Source organism: Conexibacter sp. CPCC 206217, assembly GCF_030646165.1.
Taxonomy (GTDB): domain Bacteria; phylum Actinomycetota; class Thermoleophilia; order Solirubrobacterales; family Solirubrobacteraceae; genus Conexibacter.
This window is the reverse complement of sequence record NZ_JAUTDO010000003.1, coordinates 361,017-382,131: the sequence shown is the minus strand read 5'-3', so window position 1 is coordinate 382,131 and position 21,115 is coordinate 361,017. Positions and strand designations below refer to the sequence as shown.

Genomic DNA, 21,115 nt, shown 5'->3' with positions numbered 1-21,115 from the left:
GGCCATACGGAGAGCATGGCGTTGCGCCATCCGCCTTAAGTTTTGCGAGCTCGCGGCGACCAGGCCTCGACATTCTGTAAGACCTCCGGGGGGCCAGATGAGATGGCGCGTGTTGGCGACGGCTGCTGCTGTCGCTGCGGGTACAGCGTTGGCGGCAACGCCAACGATGGCAGCGGATGCGACGACCCGACCGCGGGATGCGGTCCGGGAACTGACGTCAAAGCGGACGGCTGTCTCGACGACTTGGGAGACCCGTGATCGAGGCCAGGTGACGCGGATCGCGACCGGGCCGGTTCGATGGAAGGACGGCGCCGGAAGGTGGCGTGACTTTGACTTGATGCTGCGCCTCGGGGACGAGCAGCCAGGCTACGAGGTCTCGGCGGGTCCCGCGCAGGTGATGCTGCCGTCCTCTCTTGGTGATGGAGCGGCCGGCGGAGCGTCGATCTCGACGGCCGACGGCTCAGTTCGCACGTGGGTTGAGGGCGCGAACGCCCCGGCGACGGCGCGAGACGAAGTCGCAACCTATGACGAGGCGCTTCCGGGCGTTGCCGTCAAGATGCGTGCCGTGCCGGAGGGCTTGAAAGAAGACCTGATCCTTGCAGACAGGTTTGCTTCGAGCGCCTTCTCATACCGCGTACGACTTTCCGACGGTTTGGGCGCGCGACTCGCTAGAGGTGGTGAGATCGAGATCCTGCGTGGCGCCAGAGTCGCATTCGTGATCCCGGCGCCGGTCGCGGTCGATGCAGCGGCCGCTCCAGCGACTGCGCCCGCGCCCCAGTATGCGCTCAGACGGCTCGACGGCGGCGACTATCGGCTTTCATTTGCGCTGGATCGCGAGTGGCTGAGGGCCGACGAGCGCGTTTGGCCGGTCACGGTCGACCCCACGATCCTGCCGTACTCAAGCACGACCGGGTGGTCGTGTTCGCAGTCGCTGACTGCGGTACTCGTAGGAAACCTGGCGCAGAACTACGTCAGATCGTCACCGGACTGCAACAACCCGAACGTCCCATTGCATGAGGTCGGCGGGTGGGTCGGCTCAGAGGGATCGGAGTACCAAGAGGCCGGCGCGAGCATCGACTTCGGTGATGTAACCGAGTTGCTCTCGCCGACAAAGAGAGTCACGAGCGCGCGCGCGATCTTCTACAAGGACTCCGAGCTGCCCGGCCAGACCAGCGGTCTGCGGCTGACCGCCGGTGACAGCTACGACGATGTTTGGAAGACGGCCACAGTCGATGATCCCGCAGCGAGAGCAAGCTTCGAGTTCGACGTTACCGAAATTGCTTGGTCTTGGCACGAGCACATCTACGATGTGCGCAAGGGCTATCCGCAGGGACCGCTGACGCTCACCGAGGATGCGCCGGCGAGCCTGCTGCTGCAGAGTCAGGCGATGGGCGAGACACAAAGTTACGAGTGCATGTACGGAGGGGAGGACATCCTCTGCGCCAGAGGGTGGACTACGATCGCATCTTCCAGCAATCCGGACTTCTCGAAGCGACCCGTTCTCGAGATCGCGCAGGGGACGATCAGCCCGAGACTCGAGGTCGACGACTGGGCATCCTGGCGCGCCGGCCGTGTGACGATCGTGAATCGCGGCGAGTACAGAGCCGACCTGGTCAGAGCCGAAATCCTCGACGGCGACCTCGCCTGGGCCGATATGCCGGATGCCGACAAATGCTCAGGCAACTCGCTCCCGGCGCAGAGTGGCTCATGCGAGCTGGCACTCATCGGCAATAGCGGGACGGTGCGCCTGTGGGATGGCGACGAGATCACCGACGTCGACGTCAGACTGACCGCGTACCCACCGACGCCTCCCGAACTTCCGAGCCGCGCAGACAGACCGTTCCTGCAGCCGGACATCGCAGCAGGCGACTTCCCCCTCGTGATCAAGAACGTCGGTGCGCAAACAGCTGAAATCGAGGGCGTCGAGATCGTCCACGGCAACTTGCAATGGGCCGGAAGCGAGTCGGACAACTGCACGCTCGCGACCGTCGTAGTCAGAGACTCCGGCTGCGAACTGAGACTCAGCGGTGACATCGGGATCCTCCGGTTCGAACTCGCCGACGGCCACACGCAGGACGTGCTGATCGACCTCGCGGCGCTCGCGCCAGAGGAACCCGCTGAGACACCTGTCGATGACTGGCCGCTGGTCTCGACCTACCACAGACTCTCCAACCCGACGACGTGGAACGATCTCGTGTGGGCGCCGGCGCCGGTCATCGCGACAGGCATCTTCGACTTCACCGTCATGGCCTGGGATCGACAGGGCGTGAAGTCGATCTCAGCGACGATCGACGGAAGACCGCTCGGCACCTACACCAACGCGCTCTACAGAGGCTGCACCAGAACGGACGGCTCGAACTGCCTGGACGACTGCGCGACCATCCTCTACCTCGACCCATCCAGAACCTGTGTCGGATGGTGGTACTCGCTCTACCCGTCCGACGCTGCCTACCGCCCCAACGGCGCCGACGCCCGCTTCCGGTTCGACTCCTCTGGCTTCAGAGACGGCCTTCACACGATCAGAACGGTCGTCACTGACCACCCGCCGGGGCTCCCGGCCGTCAACGGCCATGTGGTGACGCAAGAGTGGAAGTTCGTGATCGACAACAACCCGCCGTTCATGGCAATCTCAGGCGGACTCTACGAAAGCCGCGACCAAGACCGAATCACGACAGGAAGACTGACCGTCGTCGCCGGAGACGACGGGAGCGGCGTCACAGCAATCGACTTGCTCGACACGACGACCGGAGCAGATTCGAGACTTGGCAGTAGATCACGGACCTGCGACGTGTACTGCGAGAGACGCGACTTCACCGGCGAGTTCGAAATCGACCCGCTCGACCCTACACTGAGATGGGGCAACGACGAAACTCGAAGACTGCGCGTCGACGTGCACGACGCCGCCGGCTTCGTCGCGAGAATGAACTGGAACGTCACCTTCTACAAGGCCGCCTGGATGTACGGCAACCTCGACGAGCAATCAGACTTCGACACGCTGCGCAACGACTTGTGGACCAAGCCGAACTACGACGAGATCTGGAACTTGCTGCGCCAAGCGGACAAGAACAAGATTCTCGCCGACAGCTACAACAGCCTGATCCGCGAAAGAAGCACTGCGGCGGTCTATTACATCGGCAGAGGCGCTCGCTACTGGGTCCAATCGCTGGAACATTTCGGAATCAACCCGGCGACCGTGCACGTGCTGCCTGACGGAGCGTTGGGGTCCCTGTCGAGAGGTGCCGACATCACGACGGCGGCGAGACTGTTTCGCATGGACGGCGATGCGGGGGTGTACTACGTCAGTCGGGGGCAGCGCTTTCTTGTGGCCTCTGTGGAGGTCGCGACGACCTACGGCCTCGACCTTTCAAGAACGCAGATCGTCCCGCAAGGCTTTTTGGATCTTGTTCCTCGAGGCAACGACATCACGGCGACCGACCCAGGAGTTCTTGTCCTGGATGGTGTCGTCGGCGCGCCAGTGATCACGCTTTCCGGTGACCTTGTCAATCACGCCGGTGACGGTCAGATGCCCGCGAGACCGACGCTGTTCCTGAGCGCATCCCAACCCGTCGGCGTCAAGAGAATGCGCCTGTTGTTCGACGGTACTGAAATTCAGACATATCTGTATTCCGCATCGCCTTGCAGCACGCCAAGTTGCGTGAGACGGGACGAAGTGTGGGTTGCTGACCGGAGCAAGTTCGTCGGCGACGATGTGGTCCGCGTCGAAGCTTGGGACTACCTCGATCGCTACTCGGTACAAAACCTTCGGGTCATCACCGCCGCCCCCGAGTCAACCGACGATGGCTGGACCGAGCCCCCAGAATGGGCAGACCATCAGCCACCCGGGTGGTACTGGAAGGATTGGGGAAGAGGCTCACCGCTGCCGCCAGCACAAGCGTCCGGAGGGGTATCTCCCTATTGTCCTAAGAACTCCGATATCACCCTCCTCAGCCAATATGGGACGTTTCAGACTCACTTTCATATTCATCTGAAACAAGTCGGTTACAACAGAGCCGGACAGCTGTTCTATCAGTATTTTGTGCACTACCAGGTGCGTCGCCCTTGGCGTACGAACGTCGCCTGGACGAGATTGCAACTCAGATGGAAGGCGCCAGATGGCTCCAACAGAAAGCACACCGACAACTCGTATGACAAGCGCGACCGGCCTGATTGGCGGCCGTATTACGCACACCAGACAGTCATGACACAGCCAAATTCGCTCTTGCGATGGGACGGAAAATACATCTTCAACACACCCTTCGAAACAGTCATAGCTCCAGGCGTAACGGAATTGGATTATGGTGGCGGCATGGGAGATTCCTGTCGTACCAACGCCTTTCTCGGGATGTGACGCCTGCTATGTATCAGTCTGCCGCCGATGCATTGACACTCTCACCGCCGCGCTTCGGCGCGACGGTTGGCGACCCTGCTGCAGGCGAGCGACTCTATGGTCGCGACGTAGCAGGCGACTACGGCGTTGTTGCGACTATTCGAAGACGCGGCACCAATCGGTACGAGTGGACCTGCACCGTGCACCAGCGGGTCAGGGGAATCTGGGATGAAGAAGCCGATCACGAAAACTCACATCCATGGCCGTCTTATCCTGGCCCGTACCGATCTCAAGGATCCGGGTTCGGGTTCCTTGGTCATGTCGGCTGGACATCGAATACTGACACCGGCGAGGGATACGTCGTCCAGGGGGGGTTCGTCGGGCAGGATGTCGCCGAATTGGAGGTAGTCTCATCGCAGCAGCGGCACTTGGTTCGTTTCGACATCACGACCGGCGCGTTCGTCGCCATTGCGCTGGTTATCGAACCATCACACGTTGCGCTCATCGCACGTGACAAGAATGGTGAAGTCGTCGATCGCTCCGAGTACGAGGCGCGCGATGAATAGAATGACGGCGTAACCTCGTAGGCACGAATCCCTCGGCGATGGATGCATGCATCACTTCGTAAAGAGTCTCGGAAGGTCCAGCGCAGCCCGTCAAGCTTGCCGCGGCTCCGATCGGAGATTGCTCGGGCGCGACTTGTCAGATACTTCAATCATCGCAGAGTTTCTCGCACCGCAGAGCAGAATGCGGTGACCTTGGGCCGCGGGGCAACTGCGTCGGTAGCGCCTAGCATGGTCGCCGACGGTCAACCACCGGATCAGCGACGCTTCCCGGTGTCGCGGCTTGCTGTCCCTCCGCGACCGCCTGGTCATACACGCGCGATGCCACGTCGAGATCGATGCGACGGTTGGCGTGGAAGGCCCACCAAACGAGCCGCGGCCTTCTTCGCGGCGGACCGAGATTCGGTGAGCTTCCACCGGCTGATCTCGGCCGAGAAGGCCCGCACCCCGATCTCCGTCATCTGCGACCTGCTCGACGTCTCGCGCTCGGCCGACTACGCGTGGGCGACCGCGCCCTCAGACCGGCAGCTGACCAACGCCTGGCTGACCGAGCAGATCAAGGAGATCCATGCCGCCAACCGCGGCGTCTACGGCGCTCCGCGCATCCACGCCGAGCTGCGCATGCGGCACGGCGTCCGGGTCGGCCGAAAGCGCGTGGCGCGGCTGATGGCCCAAACCGGGATCTCCGGGCTGATCGAGAAGCGCTGCCCCGTGTTGGTGGAGTCGGGGTTCTGGAGTCAGGCTGCTTGGGTGGTGGTGTGGAGGGTTTCGTATTCAGCTGGGGTGCGCATGCCGAGGGCGCTGTGACGTGGGCGGGTGTCGTGCCAGTGCTCGATGTGGTCCAGCGGCGGCGGTTGAAGAGCTCGACCTACATGCGGCCCCAGAACGATTCGACCATGGTGTTGTCGTAGGGCTGCCGACCGCTCCCATCGACGGCGCCAGGCCGGCGTTGCGAACGTTGTTGCTAAAGGCCCAGGAGGTGAATTGCACGCCGCGGTCGGAGTGTATGACGAGGCCGTCCCGTCCGTTGCGGTGTCGGATCGCCATCCCGAGCGCGCGTCGGTCACCCCGAACGTCGAAGCGAACTGCTTGACGCACGTGCCGGCATGCGCGAGTTCAATGACCTGGCGACGAATGTCAGGGGGATACCTACGGGACATGAGAGTCCTTTCTCAGCCAAGGACTCTAGAACCCGAACTCCATGAAACCGGGGGCAGATCAGACTGTCCGAGAAAACGGGACAACTGCAGCGCCCGTCAAGCTAGTGTCAGCGCCCACCGTCGAACGCCTCGTAGCCGGCCACCGTCGGAACACGATGCAGAGGCCGGCGCGAGCGCCATCTCCGTTCGCAGGCGACGAAGCGGTGACGGCAGCGCTCCCGCCGCCGACGAGAAGCCGTTGGCGTCCCGCCGGGCATGGCGGCACGCCCGGCCTTTCGAGCGCCCATGGCTGGCGCGACACCTGACCCGACGGAGGGTTGCTGGTCGACGCTACGACCGCGCTACGGGGCGCTGGGGAAATCCGGGGAGAATCCCCGGTCGTCGCCGACGCACCCGAGAGCGCGAGAGGCCCCCGCTTGGGCGGGGCTCTCTGTCGAATGGCCCAGCGAGGACTCGAACCTCGGACCAACGGATTATGAGTCCGCTGCTCTAACCAACTGAGCTACTGGGCCTTGCCACGTGCGACGCTACCAGAGCTGGCGCGTTTCGGCAGCATCAAGCTTCGGATGCTTCCGCCGCCTTGCGCGCCTCGTTCTCGCGCACCGCTCTCTCCGCGCCTCTGTGCCCGACGAACGGGACGAGGGCGCAGTAGAGCAGCTGGGGGAGGAGATCGATCAGCTCCTCCGCGGAGTTGCGCAGCAGGCGCGTGTAGATGATCTCGTAGATCCCGCCGACGACTATGTCGGCCGCCAGCTCGGGCACGACGACGCCTCTCGGCGCCTGCTCGCGGCCGGGGGCGAGGAAGTCGACGAAGACGCGCATCGCGGCGTCGCGACGGCCGCGCGCCTCCGGACCGGCCGCGACGACCTCGACGATGCACATGCGCGCGAAGGCAGGCTCGTCGACGAGGTAGTGGACGAACGCCTCCAAGCCGTCGTGGACGCGGTGGGTCCACTCTCTGCCCGCCTGCTCGTAGGAGTGCCCGACGCCCGCGAGCATCTGTTCGACGACGGTGTCGTAGGCGGCGAGGAAGCACTCCTCCTTGTCGGTGAAGTGCTCGTAGAAGGTGCGGCGCGAGAGGCGGGCGCGGGCGATGATGTCCGCGACGGTCGTCGTCGCGTAGCCCTGCTCGGCGACGGCCTCGGCGACGGCGAGCAGCATCCGCTCGCGCTGGTTGTGCACGATGAAGCGACGCGGGAGGCCGTGCCGGCCGCGCGGGAGGCGCTGAGGGGATCGATCTGATGCCGCGGCCACCTCGCGACCATAGACACGCTCTGAAAACATCTATGTCCTGCCCGTTCTTCCGTGGACCGGTGCGACTTGCAGCAGGCGCCCGCCGTCATAGCCGAGACGGCGCGCCGTTTCAGCGCGCACGGCCGTCGCGCGGGTGGTACCCACGAACGGCGCCAGCCAGACGTACATCACGTCCGGCAGCAACTCCGGCAGCGTCGCGGTGCGGCGGTTGAGGACCCGCGCGTAGATCACCTCGTAGATGCCGCCGACGACGACCTCCGTCAGCACCGGCGCGACCGCCGGGCCGCCGCGGCCCCGCGTCTCTTCGAGGAACAGCGCGAAGCGGCGCATCGCCTCGTCGCGGCGCGCGAGCGCCCGCGGGCCGGCCGCCAGCACCTCGACGACGCACAGCCATGCCAGTTCGGGCTCCTCGGCCGCGAACCCGAGGAACGCGGCGAAGCCGGCCTCCAGCGCCGCCCGCCGCGATCTCGTCGCCGCGGTCGCGACGGAGACGCGCGCGAGCACCTGCTCGACGGTCGCGTCATACGCCGCCAGGAAGCAGTCCTCCTTGTTGGCGAAGTGCTCGTAGAAGCTGTTGCGCGAGATCCCGGCCGCGGTCACGACCTTGCTGACCGAGGCGGCGCCGTAGCCGTCCTCGGCGACGACCTGCGCCATCGCCGTCAGCAGCCGCTCGCGGCGTGAGCGCACCGTGAAGCTGCGCGACTCGGAGAGCGCCGACGGCGGCAGTGGCTCTGTCTGTGGTCCCACGCGGCGACAGTAGCCGCTGTGAAGCCCGTTGACAACAGAAGACGCAGACGTTTATAGTTTTTGGTGCATGGGGAGCACGACCCGATGCAGGCGGGGTTCGTGCGGGCGCTACGCGGGGCGGTCGATCGGGGCCGCGCATGCCGTACGCCCGCAGGGTTCCCTCCCCGGGAACACCCGGTGTGGGGCTACGTGCCAGCCTCATGCTCGACGCGGCCGGGGCGTGCGGATGGGATCCGCCCCGGCCGCGTCATTTGATTCATACGCTTCTCAGACCGTGGCGACCGCGGGAACGGTGCCCGTGGCTGCCCACGCATCGACCTGCGCGCGCAGATCGGTGCGGCGCAGCATGCCGATCAGCCGACCCTCGTCAGTCACCGGCGCACTGTCGAGATCGTCCTCGACCATCGTCGTGAACGCGTCGGCGACCGATGCGTTCGCGTCGACGACCCAGACGCGATGTGCCAGCAGCCCGATCCGTATCGAATCGGGATCCCGCCGTTCGGCCACGATCCGCACCACGTCGCGCTCGGACAGCACTCCGACCACGCTGCGATCCTCGCCGCAGACCGGAAGTGCATCGACCCCGAACGCGGCGAGCTTGCGCGCGCCCTCGAGCACCGTCTCGTACTCACTGACGCACTCACCGATACCGGTGACGAACTCCCGTGCCGTCTTCCTCATGCTGCTCCTCCTGTGTTGCGCCCCCCATCACACCTGCACGAGCCCGGCGATCAATCGGCACGACCAGCGGCGAAGGTCCCCACCTTCGCATGAGCCATACCGCCGAGCGGAATGGTTGGTAGACGCGACCTCCTCAAGATCGGCGCGGATCGGAATCACATCAGCTTCCCAGTCAAGACGCCCACGTTCAAGTGACAACCGTCGCGAGCGTCCCGCAGACGGGGGCGACGAGGCGCCCGCGCGACCGCCTACTGCGGCTGCTTGGAGTAGATCTCCAGCTCGGAGATCGCGGCGTGATCTCTGTCCTGCGGCAGGCCGGTGACCCAGATCAGCACGTAGCGCGCCTTCGAGCCGTCGGGCAATTCGATCGTCGTCTTGCCCGGCGAGTTCTCCTTCGTCGCCACGTGCGACCAGCCGGCGGCGGTGATCGACTTCGGCGGCCCGCTCGTCGCGGTGTAGGCCTCGAACGACATCCCGGGCGTCGGCGTCGTCAGCACGAGCTTCGTCAGTCTCTCGGCCGTCGCCAAGTCGACGTAGATGCCGAGCTGCGGGTGGGCCGTGGGATCGTCGAACGGCGGCGTCTGCCAGGCCGTCGACTTGTTGCCGTCGACAGCCGCGCCCGCGTCGCCGAGATCCTCGTCGCCGGTCGCGTACGGGGCGTAGGGCACCGCCACCGCGCCGAGCGCGATGTTCGTGTCGACGAGCTTCGGCGGCGCCGTTCTTCTCTCGGTTCTCGCGCCGTCGCCGGAGTTCTCGTCCTCGACGCTGCCGTCACCGCCGTCCACGTCGCCCGCGTCGTCGTCGGGCGGCGGCGGATTGGGCGTCGAGGTGTCGACGTCGTCGGACAGGTCCGGCACGTCGGCCGGGGGCGGGGTGGAGGTCCCCGGGCTGCTGGTGCCGCCGCCCGAGGAGCTGCTGCCGCCGCCGCTGGAGCTGCCACCGCCACCGCTACCGCCACCGGTTCTCGGCAGCGGGGTGTCCGCGGAGGTGTCGGGAAGCGTCGTGTCGGCCGGCGGGGCGGTCGCGGTCGTGTCGACCGGCGGCGTCGTCACCGGCGGCGGCTGCTGCGCGATCGTCGCGGCGGGTGGTGGCGGCTGCGTGCCGTCCTGCAGCAGCGTGAAGCCGGCCGCGGAGGCCGCGCCGACGAGCACCGTCAGCGTCGTCGCGATGCCGACGACGGGCCGGATCGTCGAACGTCGCTTGTGCGGCAGTTCGGCGCCGCACTCCAGGCACCAGTGCTGGTTCTCGTCGGCGGCCGCCGAGCAGCTTGGGCAGACGTGCCCGGGCGAGGACTCCATGCGCCAAAGGTACCCGATCGCTCCCGCGGCCTCGCCGGCAACCGGCTGGCGTCCGCCGCGGCGCACGCGCGCCGAATCCTGAGATAAGCTCCTGCACGTGCTTACGTTCGGGTTGTCCACAGCCGCCAGCTTCACGATCTGCCTGCTGATCACGTTCCTCGGGATCGGCGTCGTCGCGAACGTCCTGATCGCCTACGCCGTCGCGGGCGTCGCGGGCGAGCGCGCCGAGAACGCAGAGCTGCGCAACGGCTCGCTCGAGGGCTGACCGCCCCCGAGTCCGTACCGGGGCCCCTGAGGACCCCCTCGCTGCCCTTCGCTCAGAAGGGCAGCGTCGCAGCGACGTCTGAGAGCCGCGGCGCGTCCGCGTCGCGCTCGGAGACGATCGGCTCGACGTCCTGCGGCCAGACGATCCCGACCTCCGGGTCGTCGTAGGCGATCCCGGCCTCGGTCGCGCCGTCGTAGTAGCTGGAGCACTTGTAGGCGACGTCGGCGACCTCGCTGGTCACGCAGAAGCCGTGCGCGAAGCCGACCGGCACGAACAGCTGGCGCATCGTCTCGTCGTTCAGCTCGAACGCCTCCCACTGCCCGAACGTCGGCGACGTTCTGCGCAGGTCGACGACGACGTCGACGATCGCGCCGCGCGCGCAGCGCACGAGCTTCGCCTGCCCGGGGGCGGTCTGGAAGTGCATCCCGCGCAGCGTCCCGCGGTGCGAGCGCGAGTGGTTGTCCTGCACGAACTCGACATCGACGCCGGCCTCCGTCCAGGTGTCGGCGCGGTACGTCTCGGCGAAGAAGCCGCGGTGGTCTCCGAAGACGCGCGGCTCCAGCAGCCGCAGGCCCGAGAGGTTGGTGGGGATCGTCTGCATCGCGCCCGGAGACTAGAGGTTGAGACGGGCGCTCGGCGCCTGCGCGACGACGATCCGCAAGCGCATCGTGCAGGAGCGGCCGCGGTCGCGTCGAAACCTTCGCTGCCTATGAAGCGAGCCACCGCCACGACTCCCACTGCGCCGCCGCCGCCGCACGGCCACCAGGCGCTGTCCGACTACATCACCGCCCGCTTCGACGAGTTCTCGCGCTCCCAGAAGGACGTCGCGCAGTACATCGTCGACCACCTCGACGAGGCCGCCTTCCAGACGGCCGAGGAGCTCGCCCGCCGCGCTTCGACGTCCTCGAGCACGGTCGTGCGCTTCTCGCAGGCGCTCGGCTTCGAGGGCTTCCCGGAGCTGCAGCAGGCGGCGCGCGACGAATACCGGCGGCGGCCGGCGGGAGGCGCCGCGGCAACGCCCGATGCGGTCGCTGCGACACCGCTCTTCTCGCTCGACCAGACCGAGTACGAGACGGCCCTCGCGACCGACCACGTCAACGTCGAGGAGACCGCTCGCAAGCTGTCGCGCAGCGAGGTCGAGGCGGCGATCGAGGCGATCGCGACGGCCGGCAAGGTGCTGATCGCCGGCACCGACCAGATGGCCTTCTTCGCCAGCTACCTGCGCCACCTGCTGTCGCTGCTCGACATCCGCGCGGAGGTCGTCGCGAGTCCCTCGCAGGAGGCGCTCGGCCGGCTCTCGCGGATCGACGAGACGACGCTCGTGATCGGCCTCTCGGCCGGTCGCCCGCATCCGCTGATCGCGCGCACGATGAAGCTCGCGCGCCACCGCAGATCGCCGACGATCGCGATCACCGACGCGACCCTCTCCGAGGTCGCCCGGCTCGCGCGCATCCGCCTGTACTACTCCTCCAACAGCCCCGCCTACGTGCGCTCGCACACGGCGCTGCTGTCGTTGATCCAGGCGCTCGCGTACGGCGTCTACTCGCGCGACGCGCAGCAGTACGACATGCGCATCAAGGCCTACCGCCTGAAGTAGGACCCGCCGGGCGCCCCGTCAGCGCTCGGCGCCGCCGCGATGCTCCATCGCGGTGCGTCCCGCTCAGCAGCGTTGGACGCCGCCAGGCCGCGTTCACAGCCGTGTCACAGCTATATTCCGACCAATGCGCGACGAAGCAACTTTCACTGTCAAGGCCGGTCTTGCCGAGATGCTCAAGGGCGGCGTGATCATGGACGTGGTCACCCCCGAGCAGGCGAGAGTCGCCGAGGCGGCGGGAGCCGTCGCCGTCATGGCGCTCGAGCGCGTGCCGTCCGACATCCGCCGCGACGGCGGCGTCGCGCGCATGTCCGATCCCGAGATGATCAAGGGCATCCAGGAGGCCGTCACGATCCCCGTGATGGCGAAGGCGCGGATCGGCCACTTCGCCGAGGCGCAGGTGCTCGAGGCGCTCGAGGTCGACTACATCGACGAGTCCGAGGTGCTGACGCCCGCCGACGAGGCGCATCACATCGACAAGTGGAGCTTCAAGGTCCCGTTCGTCTGCGGCGCGACGAACCTCGGCGAGGCGCTGCGGCGGATCGGCGAGGGCGCGGCGATGATCCGCTCCAAGGGCGAGGCCGGCACCGGCGACATCGTCGAGGCCGTCCGTCACATGCGCAAGATCAAGGGCGAGATCAAGCGCCTGCAGGGTCTCGACGACGCCGAGCTGGCGACCGCCGCGAAGGATCTGCAGTCGCCGCTGGACCTCGTGCGCAAGGTCGCCGCGGACGGCAAGCTGCCGGTCGTGCTGTTCTGTGCCGGCGGGATCGCGACGCCGGCCGACGCCTCGCTGATGATGCAGCTCGGCGCCGAGGGCACGTTCGTCGGCTCGGGCATCTTCAAGTCCGAGAACCCCGAGCACCGCGCCCGCGCGATCGTCGAGGCGACGACGCACTTCGCCGACGCCGAGCGCGTCGCGGCCGCCTCGACCGGCCTCGGCCAGGCGATGTTCAGCCTCGAGACGTCGAAGCTGGAGACCGAGCAGCTCCTCTCGCAGCGCGGCTGGTAGCGCGCGGATGAGCGCCCTGGTCGGCGTCCTTGCGCTGCAAGGCGACTTCGCCGCGCACGGGAAGATGCTGCGGGAGCTGGGCGCCGAGGTGCGCGAGGTCCGCGTGCCCGCGGACCTCCACGGGCTCGACGGCCTCGTGATCCCCGGCGGCGAGTCGACGACGATGACGCTCGGCATCGAGCGCGAGGGGCTCGGCGAGCCGCTGCGCGCCTACGCGCGCGCCGGCCACCCGGTCTTCGGCACCTGCGCCGGGCTGATCATGCTCGACCGCGACCACCTCGGGATCATGGACGTGCTGGCGACGCGCAACGCGTTCGGCCGTCAGGTCCATTCGTTCGAGGAGGACCTGCGGATCGAGGGAATCGACGGCCCGCCGGTGCGCGCCGTCTTCATCCGCGCGCCGTGGGTCGCCGAGCACGGCGACGACGTCGAGGTGCTGGCGGCGGTCGACGGCCATCCGATCGCGGTCCAGCAGGGCAATCTGCTGGCGATCTCGTTCCACCCCGAGCTGGGCGGCGAACCGCGGCTGCACGAGCGCTTCCTGGGGCTGATCGCGAGCGCGTCAGCCGCGCGGGCGGGTTAGCCGGCGCGCGCAGACGGCGCCCGCGCGGCCGCCGCGCGACCACGGAGTCAGATCGGCTGGCGGTCGCGCTCGCGCGCGTAGCGCCGGAACGACTGCTCGAACGCGTCCCAGTCCCAGTCGAGCGGGGGAGGCTTGGGGCCGCGGCCTCCGCCTCCGCCACCGCCACCGCCTTCGTCCTCGTCGGTCCCCGGCGAGTCGCCGCGGCCGAGCCAGCCGGCCGCGCAGACCAGCTCGCTGGCGACCATCAGCGACAACACGCCGGCCAGGACCGAGCCGGTCGTGAGCGCCATCGCCGCGACGCCATAGCAGAGCAGTCCGAGCCCGACGAGCAGCCCGCGCACGCGCATGTCCACCTGTCTCGCGGGCGGCGGAGCCAGGTAGGCGACCAGCAGCGACCCGATCAACAAGAGAACGAGGGTCAGCTTCAGCGCCGTTGCCATGATCTATGTGTACCCGTTTCCGAAACCACATGCACAGCCCGACGGGGTCCGTTTGGCGCGTGGCCACTCACAGGAAGTCGAGCGGGATCGGGGGCATCGTGTCCCTGTCATCGACCGCGACGCGGCAACGTTCAACGAGGTCGCGCTCCAGCTCCAGGTCGCAGCTGCGGCGGTGAAAGCGCGGCAACTCCTCCTCCGCGAGGTCGAGCAGCCGCTCCGCGAGCGCGCCCTCCGCGCTCAGCGCCGCGAGCGCGAACGTCCGCAGCCGCAGCCAGGGATGCTCCGCCAGCAGCAGCCGGTGGCGCACCTCGTCCAGGCGCGCCGCGATCTCGCGCGCGTCGTCGCCGCGCTCGCGCGCCAGCTCGGCGAGGCTCAGCTGCGCGTGGATCCAGCCGACGACGTGCCCGTGCCGCAGCGCGACCGCGCTGGCGCGTTCCAGGTGCTCCTGCGCACGCGCCAGCTTCGACTGGCGCCGCAGCGCCTCGCCAATGCCGAGGTCGCAGGCGATGCCGCCGTCGGCGTGGTGATGGTCCGGATGCTCGGCCATCGCCTGGAAGCGCACGAGCGCCGCGTCGCTGTCGCCGAGCGCCAGCAGCGCCCGCGCGGCCGCGCGGTTGGCGGTCACGCCGACCCACGGGTGCTCGGCGCGTCCGCGCGCCCGCTGCGCCGCCAGCTGCGCGACCTCGTAGGCGCCCTCGCAGTCGCCCGCCAGCCGCAGCGACTCCGACAGGATCACGCGCCCCCACAGCGGCAGCGCATGCGCCGGGCGCTGGTCCGCGCGGCGGCTCGCCTCGTCCAGCTCCTCCAGCGCGCCGGCGTAGTCGCCCGCCCGGCGCAGCTGCTCGGCCCGCAGCCGGTGCAAGCCGCTGACGGAGAACCAGGCGCCGCCCCAGCCGTGGATCGTGCGCAGCGCCAGCGGCGGGGGCGCGAACGCTCCGGGCTCGTGCTCGTGCTCCAGCTGCGCCAGCTCCTCCAGCAGCTGCTCGCAGAGGATGCCGGCGCCCGACAGCGCGCCCATCCACGTCAACGTCAGCGAGCGCTCGGCCGCCGCCTGGATCGCGAGGTGCTCCTCGCCGGAGGCGCGCGCCGCCCGTTCCAGCTCTGCCCACGCCGCGCACGCGCCGACGGCCCTTCCACGGGCGCGGTCGCGCAACGCCCTGCCGAATGTCGCGGCGACGTCACCGCTGTCCAACGCCCCGTCTGCTGCCGTCAACTGCGCCGTCGACATGACCTTCCCCTGTGCTGCTTCGCCGCCCCTTGTATGAATCCTGACCGCGCGCGCTCCAGATGTCCAGTGCGCGGACCTTCGCTACCTCGTGCCAGCGGCCTCCGCCTGCTCGACGGCCGCGACAGGGCCGATGAACGGCGCCAGCGTGCAGAACATCAGCTGCCCCAGCAACTGCGGCAGCTCGGCCGTGCGCTCCTGCAGCACGCGCGCGTAGACGATCTCGTAGACCGCGCCGACGATCGCCTCCGGCATCAGCGGCGGTATCGGCACGCCGTCCGGCGCCGCCTCGTAGCCGGGGGAGAGGAACTGCATGAACGCCTGCATCGCCGCGTCGCGGCGCTGCAGCGCCCGCGGGCCCGCGGCGAGCACCTCGACGAAGCCGAGTCTCGTCTCGTGCGGGTGCGCGGCGAGCGCGGCGAGGCCGTCGGCCAGCACCCGCTGCAGCCGCTCGGGCCACGTGCCGCCCTCGTCGTAGGCGGCGCGGGCGCCCGCGAGCGCCTGTTCCAGGAGCTGGTCGAAGGCCGCGAGGAAGATGTCCTCACGGTCCTGGAAGAACTCGTAGAAGGTCTTGCGCGAGACGCCGGCCTTGCCGATCACCGCGCTGACGGTCATGCCGGCGTAGCCCTCTGCGCCCGCGATCAGCACCGCCGCGCCGAGCAGGCGCGACCGCTGTGAGTTGACCACGTACTCCCGTGGCAGTCCATGACGCCCGCTGGGGAGCTGGGCCGGTGTCCAGTCCATCCTTGTTCTTTCACCTGACCCGATGCACGTGCAGAGGGTGCAAGCTAACACAACGTTGGCGTGATCCGGACCTGGCGCAGCGGCGCTCTCCGTCGCGCCTCAGAGCTGGTGGCGCGGCGTGCCCAGCAGCATGAAGGCGAAGTGCAGCATCTCGTCGCTGAGCTGGGGCAGGCGCTCGGCCTCGCCTCTGACGATGTGCGAGTAGAGCAGCTCGTAGATGCCGCCGACGATCGCCTGCGCGACCAGCTCAGAGGGCGGCGCGGGCGCGTCGGGCGCCTGTGCGCGCGCGACCTGCACGAACGTCGCGAAGCGCTGCATCGTCGTGTCGCGGCGCGTCAGCCCGCGCGGCCCCGCCGCCAGCACCTCGACGACGGCCAAGCGGGCGAACTCGGGCTCGCGCGCGAGCACGCGCAGCAGCGCCGCCAGCCCGTCCTCGATCCCCTCGCGCCAGCTGTCGGCGGCGTGAAAGGCCCCGACGACGTGCGCGTCGCAGCGCGCGACGATCGCGTCGTAGGCGGCGAGGAAGCAGTCCTCCTTGTCCGCGAATCTCTCGTAGAACGTGCGCCGCGAGATGCGCGCCTCGCGCAGCACGTCGGCGACGGACGTGGCCGCGTAGCCCTGCGCCGAGACGGTCTTCGCCATGCCGACGAGCAGCCGCTCCCGCTGCGAGAGAGGGATGGCTTGGCGCGGCGACCGCTCGCCGTCGCCGTTCGCGGTTTCGGCGTTCCCGTTCATCATCGATCAGAGCCCGGAATACGAGCACGTTTACAATAGCCAATCGATTCCGGTCGACGCACGCTTGATTGAACAGGAGTTCTTGAGCAAACACCCGGCCGGGGCACCGTTGCACGCCGTGCTGATCGCGATTTTCGCCTGTACGGGGTTCCCCGCACCGGCTGGACATCGCGAAAATAGTCATGTAAGTTTCCAGTTGAAGCTGGTGTTCGCCACCGGTCTCGGCAAGCTTGGGGGTGCAAGCTGCGAAGACCGTCTCGAACCGCCGCGCTCGCGACCAGCGAGGCCAGCATTCGCGAACAGCTGACGAGAGGGGATCAGCCGTGCAGCCATGCGATCTGTCGGGCATCAGACGTCGTCGACAGTGGTCGCCCGACGCCCGCGCCCTGGGCGTGATCGGTGACCGTTGGATGTTGTTGATCGTGCGCGAGCTCGCATTCGGGCCGAAGCGCCTGTCCGAGCTCCAGCGCGCGTTTCCGGGCCTGTCGACCGGGGCGCTGGAGCAGCGCCTCAACAGAATGGCCGCGGAGGAGTTGATCACGCGCGAGCGCTTCGCCGAGGTCCCGCCGCGCGTCGAGTTCGACCTGACCGACGCCGGCCGCGACCTGCTCGCGATCCTGGCGCCCGTCGTGCGCTGGGCGCTGCGGTGGGCCTGGACGCCGCCGAGCCCGGACGAGTGGGTCGACGTGACGGCCCTGTTCCGACTCGCCGGCTGCGTCGTCGACGCGCCCGACGGCGTCGACGGGGAGGTCGAGCTGATCGTCGAGGACGAGCTAGAGGTCGCGCTCGACCTCTACACGCTCGCGCTCAACGCGGGCGAGGCCGCCGTCTCGCACAGACCCGCGCGACATGCGGACGCCGTCATCAAGGCGACCCCGGGCGGCTGGGCGCGCGCGTTCGGGCCCGACCAGACCAGCGCGGGCCTGCGGATCAGCGGCGACCCGCAACTGGCACGCGTCTTCCTGACGAGCTTCCAGGCTCCGAGCGCAGAGTTGCAGTAACGGTCGTGGGGGCGGCCGTGCCCGGGGGAAGGGCGGCGGCGCGGAGGCCTTTGGGGCGTCCTCCGCGCCGCGCGTCGCCCTACACTGGGCGGGTGGCGTTCGAACCTGCCCACGGCGCGAGCAGCGCCGCCGCAAAACCCCTGAAGCCGTGCGCGTACGACCTCTGCGACGGCAGCGGCATGATCGTCGACGACGCGGCCAACGAGACCTACCGCTGCCGCTGCTGGCCTGAGCAGCTGCAGCGCCGGCGCGCGAGACGGCTCTCGCGCGAGGTGCCCAAGCGCTTCCGCAACGTCGGCTTCGAGCGCGAGCCGATCCCGTCGATCGCGCGCACCGCGCCGGACGTCGTGCGCGCGGTCAGACGCTACTGCGACCGCGTCGGCGAGATGCTCGACAGAGGCGAGGGGATGTGGTTCCTCGGCAGCCCCGGCACCGGCAAGAGCCACCTCGCCTACCTGATCTCCCAGCACGCGCTGGCCGCCGGGCGCTCGACCGCGATCTACACCGGTCCGCGCCTGCTCGACGAGATCCGCCGCACGTACGGCGACGACGAGTCCGGCAGCACACTGGACCTGATCGACCGGCTCACGAACGTCGAGCTGCTGCACATCGAGGACCTCGCCGTCGCGCGGCCGACCGACTGGGTGCTGGAGCAGCTCTACAACATCATCAACGGGCGCTACGAGAACGAGAAGTCGATCGTCTTCACGTGCGACCTGACCGGCGACGCCGAGGAGGGGTCGGACAAGTTCGACCCGTCGTGGCTGGCGAGACACATCACGATGCGCAACTTCTCGCGGCTCGTCGAGATGTGCGGCGACCCGCAGCTGCTGATGGGGGCAGACGCGCGCCGGGTCGAGTACCGCGCCCACGCGTGGGAGTCGTGAAGGACCGCCGCAGGCAGCGCCCGCACGACTGGACGCCCGACCAGGACCTGCTCGACCAGCAGCTCGAGGCCGCGACCGATCCCTCGCGCGTCGAGCGGATGCGGCGCGAGCTGGAGATGGGCTTCGCCGCGCTCTCCGACATACACGACGGGGTCGCGGTCTTCGGCTCGGCCCGCACGCCGGAGGACGATCCCGAGTACGCGCTCGCGCGCGAGCTGGGCCGGCGCCTCGGCGAGGTCGGCTTCGCCGTCATCACGGGCGGCGGACCCGGTGCGATGGAGGCGGCCAACCGCGGTGCACAAGAAGGCGGTGCGATGTCGATCGGGCTGACGATCGACCTGCCGTTCGAGACCGGGCAGAACCCGCACCTCGACCTGCCGCTCAACTTCCACTACTTCTTCACGCGCAAGGTGATGTTCGTGCGCTACTCCCGCGCGTTCGTCGTCCTGCCCGGCGGGTTCGGCACGCTCGACGAGCTGTTCGAGGCGCTGACGCTGATCCAGACGCGCAAGATCCGCAGCTTCCCGGTCGTGCTCGTCGGCGCGGATTTCTGGGCGCCGCTGATCGACTGGCTGCGCGACCGCGTGCTCGCCAGCGGCAAGATCTCGCCGGAGGACATGGAGCGGTTCGTGCTGGTCGACAGCGCGGCCGCCGCGGTCGAGATCGTCGAAGCGGCCTGCGGGCCGTCGTAGCCGCGCCGCGCGAGCGACCGCCAACGGTCGTCGCGCCGGCTGTGGCGCGTGCGCGGCCGCGCAGGCCGCGCGCGTCGCGCTAACGCCGCGCCTCGACCGACACGACGCCGCCCAACAGCGTCGCGGTCCAGCCGCCGGCGCCACCGGCACGGTCGGCGTGCAGCACTTCGAGGCCGAGCGCGTTCAGCCGCTCGACCAGCGCCCGCTGCGGGATCCGCACGCGCTGCGCACGCGTGGCCTCGGAGCCGCTCATGCCGCGCAGCCGCTCCGTCAGGGTCGGCAACCCGGCCGCGGGCTGGGCGACGGTCAAGAGGCCCTCGGGCTTCAGCAGCGCGGCGGCGTGCTCCAGGGCGGCGCGCGGGGCCGGCACGCGGCCGAGCGACTGCCAGAAGACGATCGCGGCGTAGCGGCCGCCGAGCTCGGTGATGTCGACGTCGTCGACGTCGGTGCGCGTCGAGGTGCGACCGATCCCCGTCGCGACGCGGCCGGACTCGCGCAGCGCGTCGAGCAGCGTGCCGTCGCCGCTGCCGACGTCGAGCACGGGGCCGGGCGGCGCCATCCGCGCGACGCGGTGCGCCATCCGCCGCCGCGCGCGCCGGCGCAGCTGCTCCGCGACCGTGCAGCGACGCGTCGTGGAGGCGTCGCCGCAGGCGGGGGAGAGCAGCGTCGCAAGCTCCTCGGGCGCGGGCCAGGCGTCCGTCCGCGAGCCGCAGTCCGGGCAGCGCCGGACCGTGCTCGGCGTGGCAACGGCGACATGCAGCGGCCGCTCGCACCAGGCGCAGGCGAGCACGCCGTGCATCGCGTCGGGGGAGTCCGCGATCACGTGGTTGACGCTACAGCGGGGCGGTGGTGCGTGCGCCGGTTTGGGAGCTTCCGGACGCCTCGAAGCGCACGACGCCGTCGGACTCGAGCTCGTGCACGCTGCCGGCGTGGCGCAGCAGGTCGAGATGACCGAGCACCTCGGAGAGCGTCAGGAACGCCTGCGTCACCGCGACGTTGCCCCACATCCGCTGCGCGATCTCGTACGCGGTCAGCGGCCGCTCCTGCAGCAGGCCGAGGATCTTGCGCTCGCGGCGGGTCGTCATCGCGGCGCGCTCGTCGATCAGCGCGACGTGCTCGGTGACCGGGTCGCCGTGACCGGCGAGCACGATCCGCGCCGGCAGCGCCCGCGTGCGCTCCAGCGACGCCATGTAGTCGCGCAGCGCCTCGGGCCGCTCCAGGCTCGGCTGCTCGCCGGGCAGCGGCAGCGGGCGCGAGACGAGCGGGTTGGAGGAGATCCGCTTGATCAGGTGGTCGCCGCCGAGCAGCAGCGCGCGCTCGGCGTCCCAGAAGAGCGTGTCCGACGGGCTGTGGCCGGGGCGGTGCTGCACCTGCAGCGTGCGGTCGCGCAGTCTCAGCGCCGAGCCGTCGGCGAGCGGCCGCGTCACCGTCACGGCGCTGCCCCAGCCGCGGAAGGCCGCGGACACGGCCCGCAGCGCCTGCACGACGTCGGCGGGGATCCCGTGGCGGTTCATCAGCGCGACGGCGAACTCGTCGTCCAACTCGGCGGCACCGCGATAGTCGGCGAGGTAGCCGGCCAGCCGGTCCAGCGCGGCGACGTCGGCGCCGGAGCGGCGCACGAGCACGTCGACGAGCCCGATGTGGTCGAGGTGCTGGTGCGTCAGCACGATCAGCTCGAGATCCTCGACGCGGTGGCCGCGCTGCGCCAGCGCCTGCTCCAGCTCGTCAAGCGCCTTGCCGGAGTTCGGGCCGACGTCGACGAGCGTGAGCGGGTCGTCCTCGATCAGGTAGCAGTTGACCCGCCCGACCGCGAACGGCGTCGGGATCGGCAGCTCGTGGATGCCGGCGCGCACCGCCTCGGCGCGCGCCTGCTCCGGCGTCAGCTGCTGATCTTCGCCGTCGGCCAT

General features: G+C 69.0%; 22 protein-coding genes and 1 tRNA gene. 11 read left to right on the top strand and 12 right to left on the bottom strand.

Translation table 11 applies throughout. The features are described 5' to 3' along the window. Nucleotides 1-268: 268 nt before the first annotated feature. The 3 genes from Q7L65_RS10125 (at nt 269) to Q7L65_RS27715 (ending at nt 5,697) form a co-directional block, all read left to right on the top strand. A complete protein-coding gene (locus tag Q7L65_RS10125; protein ID WP_304720862.1) occupies nt 269-4,348 on the top strand; it encodes a hypothetical protein in 4,080 nt (1,359 codons plus the stop codon). Between the two features lie 8 nt (nt 4,349-4,356). After that, complete coding sequence (locus tag Q7L65_RS10120; RefSeq protein ID WP_304720860.1) at nt 4,357-4,893, top strand: hypothetical protein; 537 nt, start codon at nt 4,357-4,359, stop codon at nt 4,891-4,893. A 402-nt stretch (nt 4,894-5,295) separates the two neighbouring features. Further along, nucleotides 5,296-5,697 carry an IS3 family transposase gene (locus Q7L65_RS27715; RefSeq protein WP_370552538.1) on the top strand — a complete coding sequence of 134 codons (402 nt, stop codon included), beginning with the start codon at nt 5,296-5,298 and terminating at the stop codon, nt 5,695-5,697. A gap of 791 nt (nt 5,698-6,488) precedes the next feature. Here the strand turns inward: Q7L65_RS27715 and Q7L65_RS10110 are convergent. The 5 genes from Q7L65_RS10110 to Q7L65_RS10090 form a co-directional block, all read right to left on the bottom strand. After that, nucleotides 6,489-6,562 (bottom strand) — tRNA-Ile (locus Q7L65_RS10110). Between the two features lie 43 nt (nt 6,563-6,605). Continuing rightward, nucleotides 6,606-7,304: a TetR/AcrR family transcriptional regulator gene (locus Q7L65_RS10105; protein WP_304720859.1), complete on the bottom strand. Its 699-nt coding sequence runs from the start codon at nt 7,302-7,304 to the stop codon at nt 6,606-6,608. 30 nt (nt 7,305-7,334) lie between these two features. Next, nucleotides 7,335-8,051 carry a TetR/AcrR family transcriptional regulator gene (locus Q7L65_RS10100; RefSeq protein WP_304720857.1) on the bottom strand — a complete coding sequence of 239 codons (717 nt, stop codon included), beginning with the start codon at nt 8,049-8,051 and terminating at the stop codon, nt 7,335-7,337. A 267-nt stretch (nt 8,052-8,318) separates the two neighbouring features. Then, complete coding sequence (locus Q7L65_RS10095) at nt 8,319-8,732, bottom strand: cyclic nucleotide-binding/CBS domain-containing protein (RefSeq protein WP_304720856.1); 414 nt, start codon at nt 8,730-8,732, stop codon at nt 8,319-8,321. A gap of 248 nt (nt 8,733-8,980) precedes the next feature. Further along, nucleotides 8,981-10,030 carry a discoidin domain-containing protein gene (locus tag Q7L65_RS10090; RefSeq protein ID WP_304720855.1) on the bottom strand — a complete coding sequence of 350 codons (1,050 nt, stop codon included), beginning with the start codon at nt 10,028-10,030 and terminating at the stop codon, nt 8,981-8,983. A 112-nt stretch (nt 10,031-10,142) separates the two neighbouring features. Between Q7L65_RS10090 and Q7L65_RS10085 the strand changes: the two genes are divergently transcribed. Then, nucleotides 10,143-10,295 carry a hypothetical protein gene (locus Q7L65_RS10085; RefSeq protein WP_304720853.1) on the top strand — a complete coding sequence of 51 codons (153 nt, stop codon included), beginning with the start codon at nt 10,143-10,145 and terminating at the stop codon, nt 10,293-10,295. A 52-nt stretch (nt 10,296-10,347) separates the two neighbouring features. Here Q7L65_RS10085 and rfbC read toward each other — a convergent pair whose 3' ends face one another. Further along, entirely contained in the window at nt 10,348-10,896 is a 549-nt protein-coding gene (gene rfbC, locus Q7L65_RS10080; RefSeq protein WP_304720852.1) for a dTDP-4-dehydrorhamnose 3,5-epimerase, read from the bottom strand. Between the two features lie 108 nt (nt 10,897-11,004). Here rfbC and Q7L65_RS10075 point away from each other — a divergent pair, with 108 nt between their 5' ends. The 3 genes from Q7L65_RS10075 to pdxT all read left to right on the top strand — a co-directional run bounded on the left by Q7L65_RS10075 (nt 11,005) and on the right by pdxT (nt 13,484). Next, nucleotides 11,005-11,892: a MurR/RpiR family transcriptional regulator gene (locus tag Q7L65_RS10075; protein ID WP_304720851.1), complete on the top strand. Its 888-nt coding sequence runs from the start codon at nt 11,005-11,007 to the stop codon at nt 11,890-11,892. 124 nt (nt 11,893-12,016) lie between these two features. Continuing rightward, complete coding sequence (pdxS, locus tag Q7L65_RS10070) at nt 12,017-12,901, top strand: pyridoxal 5'-phosphate synthase lyase subunit PdxS (RefSeq protein WP_304720850.1); 885 nt, start codon at nt 12,017-12,019, stop codon at nt 12,899-12,901. 7 nt (nt 12,902-12,908) lie between these two features. Further along, entirely contained in the window at nt 12,909-13,484 is a 576-nt protein-coding gene (pdxT, locus tag Q7L65_RS10065; protein WP_304720849.1) for a pyridoxal 5'-phosphate synthase glutaminase subunit PdxT, read from the top strand. A gap of 47 nt (nt 13,485-13,531) precedes the next feature. Here the strand turns inward: pdxT and Q7L65_RS10060 are convergent, their stop codons facing one another. The 4 genes from Q7L65_RS10060 to Q7L65_RS10045 form a co-directional block, all read right to left on the bottom strand. Next, on the bottom strand, nt 13,532-13,924 hold the full coding sequence (locus tag Q7L65_RS10060; protein WP_304720848.1) for a hypothetical protein: 393 nt from the start codon (nt 13,922-13,924) through the stop codon (nt 13,532-13,534). A gap of 67 nt (nt 13,925-13,991) precedes the next feature. After that, nucleotides 13,992-15,152: a hypothetical protein gene (locus Q7L65_RS10055; RefSeq protein ID WP_304720847.1), complete on the bottom strand. Its 1,161-nt coding sequence runs from the start codon at nt 15,150-15,152 to the stop codon at nt 13,992-13,994. 81 nt (nt 15,153-15,233) lie between these two features. Then, on the bottom strand, nt 15,234-15,893 hold the full coding sequence (locus Q7L65_RS10050) for a TetR/AcrR family transcriptional regulator (RefSeq protein ID WP_304720846.1): 660 nt from the start codon (nt 15,891-15,893) through the stop codon (nt 15,234-15,236). 99 nt (nt 15,894-15,992) lie between these two features. Then, nucleotides 15,993-16,535, bottom strand: coding sequence for a TetR/AcrR family transcriptional regulator (locus Q7L65_RS10045; protein ID WP_304720844.1), 543 nt, complete (start codon nt 16,533-16,535; stop codon nt 15,993-15,995). On the opposite strand from Q7L65_RS10045, the gene Q7L65_RS10040 reads away from it, so the two are divergent. The 4 genes from Q7L65_RS10040 (at nt 16,534) to Q7L65_RS10025 (ending at nt 19,208) form a co-directional block, all read left to right on the top strand. Then, nucleotides 16,534-16,935, top strand: coding sequence for a hypothetical protein (locus Q7L65_RS10040; RefSeq protein WP_304720842.1), 402 nt, complete (start codon nt 16,534-16,536; stop codon nt 16,933-16,935). The genes Q7L65_RS10045 and Q7L65_RS10040 overlap by 2 nt on opposite strands. Beyond that, on the top strand, nt 16,865-17,629 hold the full coding sequence (locus Q7L65_RS10035; protein ID WP_370552537.1) for a winged helix-turn-helix transcriptional regulator: 765 nt from the start codon (nt 16,865-16,867) through the stop codon (nt 17,627-17,629). Before Q7L65_RS10040 ends, Q7L65_RS10035 begins: the two co-directional genes overlap by 71 nt. A 92-nt stretch (nt 17,630-17,721) precedes the next feature. Continuing rightward, nucleotides 17,722-18,516: an ATP-binding protein gene (locus tag Q7L65_RS10030; protein ID WP_304720841.1), complete on the top strand. Its 795-nt coding sequence runs from the start codon at nt 17,722-17,724 to the stop codon at nt 18,514-18,516. Next, on the top strand, nt 18,504-19,208 hold the full coding sequence (locus Q7L65_RS10025) for a TIGR00730 family Rossman fold protein (protein WP_304720839.1): 705 nt from the start codon (nt 18,504-18,506) through the stop codon (nt 19,206-19,208). The genes Q7L65_RS10030 and Q7L65_RS10025 overlap by 13 nt, the downstream gene beginning before the upstream one ends. Before the next feature lie 79 nt (nt 19,209-19,287). Here Q7L65_RS10025 and Q7L65_RS10020 read toward each other — a convergent pair whose 3' ends face one another. Further along, nucleotides 19,288-20,031, bottom strand: coding sequence for a class I SAM-dependent methyltransferase (locus Q7L65_RS10020; RefSeq protein WP_304720838.1), 744 nt, complete (start codon nt 20,029-20,031; stop codon nt 19,288-19,290). 10 nt (nt 20,032-20,041) lie between these two features. Then, the gene (locus Q7L65_RS10015) at nt 20,042-21,115 is read right to left on the bottom strand and encodes an MBL fold metallo-hydrolase (RefSeq protein ID WP_304720837.1); all 1,074 of its coding nucleotides are present in this window, start codon (nt 21,113-21,115) and stop codon (nt 20,042-20,044) included.